Source organism: Sinomicrobium endophyticum, assembly GCF_052983315.1.
Genome location: NZ_JBRKIS010000017.1, coordinates 1 through 7,500 on the forward strand (window position 1 = coordinate 1; position 7,500 = coordinate 7,500).

10 protein-coding genes (1 of these 10 only partly in view) are annotated in these 7,500 nt (G+C 43.0%); 5 read left to right on the forward strand and 5 right to left on the reverse strand.

Features of this window, described 5'->3' with window-relative positions; translation table 11 throughout:
* The 3 genes from ACVBDU_RS04645 to ACVBDU_RS04655 all read right to left on the reverse strand — a co-directional run.
* Nucleotides 1–266 (reverse strand): transposase (locus ACVBDU_RS04645; RefSeq protein ID WP_447178008.1); only part of this gene is annotated, 266 nt, incomplete at its 3' end.
* A 411-nt stretch (nt 267–677) separates the two neighbouring features.
* Complete coding sequence (locus tag ACVBDU_RS04650; protein WP_447178604.1) at nt 678–827, reverse strand: hypothetical protein; 150 nt, start codon at nt 825–827, stop codon at nt 678–680.
* Between the two features lie 179 nt (nt 828–1,006).
* A complete protein-coding gene (locus ACVBDU_RS04655; protein ID WP_447178605.1) occupies nt 1,007–1,960 on the reverse strand; it encodes a helix-turn-helix transcriptional regulator in 954 nt (317 codons plus the stop codon).
* 180 nt (nt 1,961–2,140) lie between these two features.
* On the opposite strand from ACVBDU_RS04655, the gene rlmD reads away from it, so the two are divergent.
* The 3 genes from rlmD to ACVBDU_RS04670 all read left to right on the forward strand — a co-directional run bounded on the left by rlmD (nt 2,141) and on the right by ACVBDU_RS04670 (nt 4,937).
* On the forward strand, nt 2,141–3,550 hold the full coding sequence (gene rlmD, locus ACVBDU_RS04660; RefSeq protein WP_447178606.1) for a 23S rRNA (uracil(1939)-C(5))-methyltransferase RlmD: 1,410 nt from the start codon (nt 2,141–2,143) through the stop codon (nt 3,548–3,550).
* A gap of 114 nt (nt 3,551–3,664) precedes the next feature.
* Entirely contained in the window at nt 3,665–4,189 is a 525-nt protein-coding gene (locus ACVBDU_RS04665; protein ID WP_447178607.1) for a DUF6452 family protein, read from the forward strand.
* Nucleotides 4,170–4,937 (forward strand): DUF6048 family protein, encoded by a 768-nt coding sequence (locus ACVBDU_RS04670; protein ID WP_447178608.1) that lies wholly within the window; start codon nt 4,170–4,172, stop codon nt 4,935–4,937. The genes ACVBDU_RS04665 and ACVBDU_RS04670 overlap by 20 nt, the downstream gene beginning before the upstream one ends.
* Before the next feature lie 3 nt (nt 4,938–4,940).
* On the opposite strand, the gene ACVBDU_RS04675 is transcribed toward ACVBDU_RS04670, so the two are convergent.
* Together ACVBDU_RS04675 and ACVBDU_RS04680 are read right to left on the reverse strand one after the other, a co-directional pair.
* On the reverse strand, nt 4,941–5,171 hold the full coding sequence (locus ACVBDU_RS04675; RefSeq protein ID WP_447178609.1) for a hypothetical protein: 231 nt from the start codon (nt 5,169–5,171) through the stop codon (nt 4,941–4,943).
* A gap of 122 nt (nt 5,172–5,293) precedes the next feature.
* Nucleotides 5,294–6,451 carry a THUMP domain-containing class I SAM-dependent RNA methyltransferase gene (locus ACVBDU_RS04680; protein ID WP_447178610.1) on the reverse strand — a complete coding sequence of 386 codons (1,158 nt, stop codon included), beginning with the start codon at nt 6,449–6,451 and terminating at the stop codon, nt 5,294–5,296.
* A gap of 122 nt (nt 6,452–6,573) precedes the next feature.
* Here ACVBDU_RS04680 and ACVBDU_RS04685 point away from each other — a divergent pair, with 122 nt between their 5' ends.
* Both ACVBDU_RS04685 and ACVBDU_RS04690 read left to right on the forward strand, forming a co-directional pair.
* Nucleotides 6,574–7,248 carry a ZIP family metal transporter gene (locus tag ACVBDU_RS04685; RefSeq protein WP_447178611.1) on the forward strand — a complete coding sequence of 225 codons (675 nt, stop codon included), beginning with the start codon at nt 6,574–6,576 and terminating at the stop codon, nt 7,246–7,248.
* 2 nt (nt 7,249–7,250) lie between these two features.
* Nucleotides 7,251–7,500 carry the 5' portion of a DUF4268 domain-containing protein gene (locus tag ACVBDU_RS04690; RefSeq protein WP_447178612.1) on the forward strand. 179 nt of this gene lie beyond the right edge of the window, so only the first 250 of its 429 coding nucleotides appear in the window; the start codon lies at nt 7,251–7,253; its stop codon lies off the right edge, out of view.

Sequence of the window (7,500 nt, forward strand, 5' to 3'; positions counted from 1 at the left end):
TGCTTTTGACCCAAAGCCCGTTCCAGCTCCTTAATGCGCTCTGCCTGCTCTTTTTGCTTCTTTGATAAACTTTTACTTTCCACTATCATTCGTGTATTACTCACGTAAAGATCGGAATATTTACGTAACCATTTATATACCGCCGTGGTACTTACCTGATAAAGCTGGCTAACATCACGAACCCGGAGTTCTCCCTTTTCAATCTGCTTGACTAATTGCAATTTGAGGCCTAAATCAAACACTCTGTGTTCTTGTCCTTTTTTCATTATACATTAAGTTTAAGAAAAAAGGCAACCTATGTTAGGCTTAGTCAGTTCGGGCATGCAACCTATAACTTGTAACAAAAAAATAATCCCCCAACTCCATCCAAATATATAGAACTCGTTTAAACTTTTTTGATTGAAGCGAAAATGAGTCATTTTGGGGCCAATTGCAGTCTTTTTTGATCCCGATGATTATCGGGAGCATAGCCATAGCTACGGAAGGAAAAAAAGGTAGGACCGAACGTTAAGAAAACAGCCAGTGGCTGTTTTTAGTGAAGGGGCCAGGTGGCGCACCGGCAACAAAAGGGCCATTTTTTAGCCTCCCGATATTTATCGGGATGAAAAAGTTTAAACGAGTTCATATCCTTTAAATATGAGACGCTGTCAAGCCTTCACTAATCTTTCGTGTAGCACTCAACCCCACAACAGGCTGAATACGGATAATTCCGAAATACGGGAAACCAGATAGTGTGAAGCTTCGGTTTCTTCTTCACCCGAATTCCGGGCCTGGTGACCGGTTAAAGTTTCTTCCTTGTTCTCCGGGGTATGAACTGATGTTTTCATTTTTTTATCTGTTTATAAATACAATTCAAAGGTAGAGCTGGACTATGACAACCCTTTGTCAACAGTATTTCCACAAATAAAAAAACACGTTTTTTTTTCACCCCTGAAAGAGGAGGTATAACGGGTGTAGCTTGCCCGGAAACAAGTGGATAAAGACCTGCACTGAGGTATATTGTACTTTATAATTTCCTGGAAATGTCATCCAGTATACTGCGGATCCTTTCTTTCAGAAAATCAGGTTCCACGATATCGGCCTGATCTGCAAACATCAAAAACCATCTGGCAAAACCATCTTCGAGATACGAAGTAAGGAATGTCATTTCTATCCTTCCGTCTTTTTCCGTTTCAGACACAAAACCCAGGTAGTTTTTTCGTTCCTGCAGATACATCGCAACTTTTTTCTCTACGCGGATCACCACCTTTTGAGGTGCTGCTGACTTTTTGTTCTTTTCCCACTGTTCCTGATATTCCTGTAGTGTTGCTCTTTCGGAAAGCCTGTCTCCATCCGTCAGTTCTATATTGTATATACGATCGGCCCGGAAATGCCGGTAATCTTCCCGCAGGTGACAATACCCGATGGTATACCAATGGTCATTTTCATGGTAAACCCCAATTGGCTCGATAAAACGTTCGGTCTTTTCTTCACGGCCGAGGGCCCGGTATGTGATTTTCACCACTTTTTTATCGGATATGGCCCGGAAAAGGACATCCAGGATGTTTCCGGGAATTGTCCTTGAAGGCAATTGTCTGTCGCGTACATGAATATTTGACGCGAGATCCTCTACAAAATCTTTTTCGGCACCTCTCAAAACGGATTTGATCTTATACATGGCAGACTCAAAATGCTTCCGGATAACTTTATCCGTAAGTCTTTCCATCAATTTTTCGGCAGTCACAAATGCCATCGCTTCTTCCTTGCTAAACATCACCGGGGGCAGGCGATACCCGTCTACTATGGAATACCCTACCCCGGCTTCGCCGTAGAGAGGCACCCCCGCTTCTTCAAGCGTACGGATGTCCCGGTATATGGTCCTGAGGCTTACTTCAAAGCGATCCGAAAGGTCCTGGGCTTTTACTATCCTTTTGGATTGTAATTGAATAAGAATAGCGGTTATGCGGTCAAAACGGTTCATGGCGATGGAAAGATTATTTTTCCCAAATGTAATTATTTATTCCTTCTTTCTTCCCGGGTATTTACAAACTGTTCACCCTGTTCCTTTACTTCCTGAAGGACATCCAATCTTCTTTGCACAGATTTAAACTTAATCTCCCGGAGATGAGTGGAAATCGTCAATAAACCTTATTTTTGCCCCATGTCAAGAAAGAGCACAAAACAGTTTTTTGAACACGTAGAGGTAACGGATGCCGGAGCCAAGGGCAAAGGCATAGCAAAGGCTCCCGATGGCCGGGTTATTTTTCTTTCCAACGCCATCCCCGGAGATGTTATAGATGTTCAGACCACCAGGAAGAGAAAGGCATACTTTGAAGGGAAAGCTACAAAATTCCACAAGTATTCCGAAAAAAGACAGGTGCCGGAATGCAGTCATTTCGGCGTGTGTGGCGGATGTAAATGGCAGAATATGCGCTACGAAGATCAGCTATTCTACAAGCAAAGAGAGGTAGAAAATAACCTGACCCGTTTAGGGAAAGTGGATATGCCGAAACCTGATACTATCCTGGGATCTGCCAAACAGTTTTTCTACAGGAACAAAATGGAATTCTCTTTTTCAGACAGCCGGTGGCTCACCAGGGAAGAGATTGACAGCGGAGAAGAACTCAAGGACAAAGACGCCCTCGGATTTCATATTCCCGGAATGTGGGATAAAATACTGGATATCGAAAAATGTTATCTGCAGGAAGATCCCTCGAATGCCATACGACTTGCCGTCAGGAATTTTGCGAGGAAAAACCACCTGCCCTTTTTCAACCCGCGTAAACAGGAAGGGCTTTTGCGCACCCTTATGCTACGAATATCCTCCACCGGAGAGATCATGGTGCTGGTGCAGTTTTTCCGGAATGACAAAGAGAATATTCCATTGCTGCTGGATTATCTCGTAACGGAATTTCCGGAGATCACCTCCCTGCTCTATGTAGTGAACAGCAAACCGAATGACACTATTTACGACCAGAAAGTTATCCTGTATCACGGAAGAGATCACATTTTTGAAGAAATGGAAGGGCTGCGATTTAAAATAAATGCCAAGTCCTTTTATCAAACAAATTCCGCTCAGGCTTATAACTTGTATAAAGTAACGAGAGATTTTGCCGGACTTACCGGTGATGAACTGGTATACGACCTGTACACCGGCACGGGCACCATAGCCCAGTTTGTAGCAAAAAAAGCAAAAAAGGTCATTGGGGTGGAAGCAGTACCGGAAGCCATAGAAGACGCTAAAAGTAATGCACAATTAAACAGCATTGACAACGTTGAATTCTTTACGGGTGACATGAAGAAGGTTTTTAATAAAGACTTCATATCTCAACACGGCAGACCGAATGTTATAATAACAGATCCTCCCAGGGACGGCATGCACAAAGACGTAGTACAGCAAATACTGGATATAGCACCGGAAAAGGTGGTATATGTAAGTTGCAACAGCGCTACCCAGGCCAGGGACCTTGCACTTATGGATGATGTATACAAGGTAAGCAGGGTACAACCTGTGGATATGTTCCCGCAAACGCATCACGTGGAAAATGTTGTACTTTTGGAAAAACGCTGAAAATAAAAAGAGACTTATCCTTCAACCGGAAACGTGCTTTTCAGCAATAGTCCAAACCGTAGAAATACTGTAATGAACTATGCAAAAGAAACTATTAACTAAAAAACTATCAAGGTGAAAAGACTTGCCTTAGCATTGTTTGTGGCCGGTGTGGCGGCTATGTTCCTCCTGGGCTGTGAAAAGGACGATATATGTCCGGAAGACTCGGTAACCACTCCACTGATGATAATTACTTTTCACGATAGAAATGACCCTGATACCAGGGAAGAAGTTTCCTTACTAAGTGTCACCGGACAAGATATGGATTCGACCGTGGCAGGTTTAGACAGCATAGCCACCGACTCTATTGCCATCCCCCTGAAAGTATTTGCCAATGAATCCGTTTATGCTTTTACACGCCATACGGAAGAAATCCAGGAAAATGGCGATACCCTGAAAATAGACAATACAGATACCATTACTTTCCAATACCAGACGGAACAGATCTTTATTTCGAGAGCCTGCGGATTTGTCACCAATTTTTCCGACCTCACGGCAACCAGGGATCAGGACGATAACGACAGATGGATATCCTCTCTTGAGGTAATCAATCCCACAGTAGAAAATCAAAGTGCTGCCCATGTTAAAATATATCACTAGTATAGTTTTTCTTTCTTTATATTCTTTTGCCGTTGTTGCCCAGGACAACAACGGCAACGGGGAGAAACCGAAGGATAGTGTAGTATACAAAGAAAAATACGGTCTCCGGATAGGAATTGACCTTGGTAAGCCCATACGCTCTTTTTCCGGTGATAATTACACGGGACTGGAGTTGACCGGGGATTTCCGCATATCTAAAAATCTTTATATAGCCGCCGAACTGGGAACGGAAGAAAAAACAAGCAAGGAAAACCTTTACACATTTTCCACATCGGGCAGCTATCTCCGTGCCGGTGTCGATTATAACCTGTACGAGAACTGGTATGGTATGGAAAACCTTATTTTCGGTGGGGTCAGATTGGGTGTAAGTACCTTTAGCCAGACCCTGGATGAATATTTTATTTATACCACAAACCCCTACTGGGGAGAAAACGGTATACCGGGGACGGACGAAAACATCCTGGGAGAATACAGCGGTTTGAGTGCACAATGGCTGGAGGTCCTGTTCGGCATGAAAGTGGAAATATTCAACAATCTCTACCTGGGAGGAACATTAAGGCTCGGATACCTTCTTAACGACACCCCTCCCGACACCTTTACGAATTTATGGATCCCCGGGTTTCAGAAGGTAACCGACGGCAGTAAATTCGGGATTACTTTTAATTACACGGTGTCCTATCTCATTCCTATCTTCAAAAAGACCAAAAAAGGCGCCATGAATAAAGTTGAAACAAGGTCCGAAGAATAACAGCTATTTTATTTCTTTAGGAGGCAGGAACAGCCACTTGACAAACATTTTTTCGCCGGAAGGACTTTCTACCACCACAAATTTCGGGGCCAGGACCATAGCTGTAATTGCCGACGCTATAGCGGTCCAGAGGTTGTAGCCCGAAAAAAAATAGTTCAGAGCCGTTCTTGTGAGTATAAACAACAGTGCAAAACAAATAAAGTTATATAAAAGCGCCTTGTGTTTGTATTTCATATTTAGCGGATTAAAATCAACTCCCCGGGGACATCCCGATATTATCGGGATCAGGACAGGCATCGGGGGATTAGGTCTATTTCATAAGATTAAAAATTTACTCTTCTTTTGTAAAGCATATTCTATGGATTCCATTTGGCTTTTTTACTGCCCTCATACATTTCATACTTTACCAGTTTACTCTCCAGGCCACCGTTGTACAGTTTTATTCTTCTGGAAGGCCGGAGCCCCACATGTTTAAGCGCCGCCATGTCCGATGTTATAAACCATGCATCCGTGCCGGGATAACCCTGCTTTAAGGTATCGCCTATACTACTGTAAAAACGCTCCATATCCGTAGCGAGCCTTTCTCCGTATGGCGGATTAAAAACCATATGCAGTTTTCCTTCGGAGCTTTTTTGGGTGGTGAAGAAATCCTGCTGTTCCAAAGAAATGTACTCGCTAAGATTTGCATTTCGTATATTGTCCTTTGCTTTTCCGACCGCCGAAGGAGCTTTGTCAAATGCGTATATCTTATGATGAAATTCCCTGGCTTTATTCAAACTGCTTTCGGTAACTTTTTCAAACAGCTCCGCATCGAAATCCGACCATTTTTCAAAGGTGAATTCTCTCCGGTTTATGTTCGCCGGGATATTACAGGCTATCATGGCGGCTTCTATGGGAATGGTACCGCTGCCACACATGGGGTCCAGCAAATCGGTCTGCCCGTCCCATCCGCTCAGCAACAACATACCTGCCGCGAGGACTTCATTTATCGGTGCAATATTAGTAGCCGTACGATACCCTCTATGATGCAGGGAAGCCCCGGAACTATCCAGGGAAACCGTACATACATCTTTCTGTATGTGAATATTTATCCGAAGATCGGGATGTTTGAGGTCTACATCGGGCCTTTTGCCCTGTATTTTCCGGAACCTGTCCACAATAGCATCTTTTGTCTTCAGAGCCACATAAAGAGAATGATTAAACACTTCCGAATGTACCACGGCATCAACGGCAAGAGTCTGGTATACGGTCATAAGATCTTCCCATCGAATAGCAGAGATACCGTCATACAGTTCTTTTTCGTTTCTCACCTTAAAAGACTTTATTGGCTTAACGATCTTCAGTGCCGTACGCAAACACAGGTTTGCCTTGTACATAAATCCCTTATCTCCCTGGAAAGAAACACTCCGCACTCCCTTTTCAACCTCCATTGCTCCCAGATTACGCAATTCTTCCGCCAAAATATCCTCAAAACCAAAAAAAGTCTTGGCCACCATCCTGTAATTATTTCCCATGTCTCTTCTCTAATAAAAGGCAAAAATACATTAATTTAGCCCTTTGATACAAAAAGCACCGGCTTTTGTTTATTTATCGCTTCGTTATACAACAGCAAATACAAATACCTGACAAAAAATAAATGATAGATTACCTGCTGCCCATAGTAGCCGTCCTGATCGGATTCCTGTTTGTCATTATCATAAGGCCAAAAGAAGGAAAACACCTGAAATTGTTCCTCGCATTCAGCGGAGCTTTTCTGCTTTCACTAACTGTCTTTAATCTATTACCGGATGTTTATGCACATGGCCCCGGAAAAGATGTAGGCATATTTATCATGCTGGGTATCCTTTTGCAGATTTTCCTGGAGTTTTTCTCCAAGGGAGCGGAGCACGGACATGTACACCATGTAGAAAACAATCAGACTTTTCCCTGGATGTTGTTTATCAGCCTTAGCATACATTCCGTCCTGGAGGGCTTTCCCCTGCACCGGCACGACACACTCGTTTACGGTATTGTAGTACACAAAATACCCGTTGCCATAGTCCTTACCGCTTTTTTCCTGAAAAGCGGTATCCAGAAATGGTATATCGCTGTGTTCATTATCCTCTTCGCACTTATGACACCGCTGGGGACTTTTTTAAGCACCTATATTCATGGCCTCGAAAAATTCTACGCCCACATATCTGCTCTGATCATCGGTATTTTTTTACATATATCCACTATTATACTTTTTGAAAGTTCGGACGGACATAAGTTCAATTTTACCAAACTGGCTGTTATCGTGGCGGGTATTGTAATGGCTTATATTCTATAATTATGTTCAGTAAAGAAGAATCCAGGAAATTACGGGAAGAGTTCTGGACCTCTTTCGGGAAGTCTTTTCCCAGGAAGTGGATACTTTATAACACTAAAATAAAAGACTTTTCCTTTAAATTTTATTTCGACACCAAAAAGGCAGGGGTTACTCTGGATATAGAGAGTCAAAACCTGGGGGACCGTATACACTATTATCAGAAAGTGGAATCCCTGAAAAGTATACTACTCGAGGAATTTCTGCCGGAAGCTA

What these genes read in the sequence shown, in the direction of transcription:
- ACVBDU_RS04655 (WP_447178605.1), bottom strand. Translation starts at nt 1,960, where the DNA reads ATGAACCGTTTTGACCGCATAACCGCTATTCTTATTCAATTACAATCC.
- rlmD (WP_447178606.1), top strand. Translation starts at nt 2,141, where the DNA reads ATGTCAAGAAAGAGCACAAAACAGTTTTTTGAACACGTAGAGGTAACG.
- ACVBDU_RS04650 (WP_447178604.1), bottom strand. Translation starts at nt 827, where the DNA reads ATGAAAACATCAGTTCATACCCCGGAGAACAAGGAAGAAACTTTAACC.
- ACVBDU_RS04685 (WP_447178611.1), top strand. Translation starts at nt 6,574, where the DNA reads ATGATAGATTACCTGCTGCCCATAGTAGCCGTCCTGATCGGATTCCTG.
- ACVBDU_RS04675 (WP_447178609.1), bottom strand. Translation starts at nt 5,171, where the DNA reads ATGAAATACAAACACAAGGCGCTTTTATATAACTTTATTTGTTTTGCA.
- ACVBDU_RS04670 (WP_447178608.1), top strand. Translation starts at nt 4,170, where the DNA reads ATGTTAAAATATATCACTAGTATAGTTTTTCTTTCTTTATATTCTTTT.
- ACVBDU_RS04680 (WP_447178610.1), bottom strand. Translation starts at nt 6,451, where the DNA reads ATGGGAAATAATTACAGGATGGTGGCCAAGACTTTTTTTGGTTTTGAG.